Source organism: Photorhabdus sp. RW14-46 (assembly GCF_963887965.1).
Lineage (GTDB): Bacteria > Pseudomonadota > Gammaproteobacteria > Enterobacterales > Enterobacteriaceae > Photorhabdus > Photorhabdus laumondii.
In genome coordinates this window covers 1-767 of record NZ_CAWPHH010000108.1, presented here as the reverse complement: position 1 = coordinate 767, position 767 = coordinate 1, and the positions used below count along the sequence as shown (strand labels likewise).

Here is a 767-nt window from a genome sequence, read left to right as displayed (position 1 = left end):
ACAGATTTGGCTTCTATAGAAATGATCGATGAAAACCAGATATTAAGCCAATATAAAGATCCTCATCAGGCTTATATCGATATTATTATGCCGATAAAAGCCAAGTACTACTTAGAATACATAGATAAAAAGTCATTTTTCTATGACCTGAAGATTATTTTCAAAACAATTTACAAAGTAGTTTTTAGGTAATTAACCATTATGAACAAGAGAATATTTTTCAACCAAGACAGATTAATTAAAACCATCGTCCTTCTGATTGTAGATATATTTATCATTATTATTTCATACTGGCTGAGCATGTGGCTACGCCTTGATAGAGAAGTGCCCATTTACAGTTTACAGCATTGGTTAACCATTATATTCACCATACCTTTCACACTATTTATTTTCTTAAGAATTGGCTTTTATAGATCGATATTAAAATATGTCAACATGAGTATATTGAAATGGGCCATTATTGGTTCATTTCTATCTACTCTACTATTGACTGCAATTTCCTTATACCAACAAGCCTTTTTACCCAGAACTGTACCGATTATCTACTTCTCTTTTCTGGTTATCTCACTCTGCGGTACAAGATTTATCTATAGAACGCTACGTAATTTACTAAAATATAAAGGTGCTCCGGTTATCATATACGGAGCAGGAGAATCTGGCCGGCAACTGTTACCCATATTAAGAGAACATAGAGAATTCAACCCGATTGCTTTTGTTGATGACAATGCTAAATTACACAATTTATCTATTCATGGAGTTTATGTCTT

At 32.5% G+C, this 767-nt stretch carries 1 protein-coding gene and 1 pseudogene; both read left to right on the top strand.

The features are described 5' to 3' along the window. Nucleotides 1-192, top strand: a pseudogene (locus tag AACQ38_RS23760) (sugar transferase); the annotation flags it as partial. Nucleotides 193-201: 9 nt separating this feature from the next. Next, a partial coding sequence (locus AACQ38_RS23755; RefSeq protein ID WP_445260642.1) for a nucleoside-diphosphate sugar epimerase/dehydratase occupies nucleotides 202-767 on the top strand: 566 nt, incomplete at its 3' end.